The 224-nt window shown below is 51.3% G+C and carries 1 rRNA gene; it reads left to right on the top strand.

Annotated features, from left to right (window positions below):
• Nucleotides 1-117: 117 nt before the first annotated feature.
• Nucleotides 118-224: ribosomal RNA gene (gene rrf / locus AACU55_RS24615) — 5S ribosomal RNA — on the top strand; the annotation flags it as partial.

Raw genomic sequence — 224 nt, 5'->3', positions numbered from 1 at the left:
CCTTACAACACCAAAGGTGTTTTTAGAGACTTGAAGTAGATTTTCAGCTGAAGTTCCGAGATTGGTTCGTAGTGCAAGCCTGATTTAAGGTGAGCGGTATGAATGAAACAGAATTTGCCTGGCGGCAGTAGCGCGGTGGTCCCACCTGACCCCATGCCGAACTCAGAAGTGAAACGCCGTAGCGCCGATGGTAGTGTGGGGTCTCCCCATGCGAGAGTAGGGAA

The sequence above is a fragment of the Rahnella sp. CJA17(1/100) genome, assembly GCF_963881615.1.
GTDB classification, from domain to species: domain Bacteria; phylum Pseudomonadota; class Gammaproteobacteria; order Enterobacterales; family Enterobacteriaceae; genus Rahnella; species Rahnella aceris.
The sequence above is the reverse complement of the archived record's forward strand: the minus strand, read 5'-3'. Positions and strand labels throughout refer to the sequence as shown.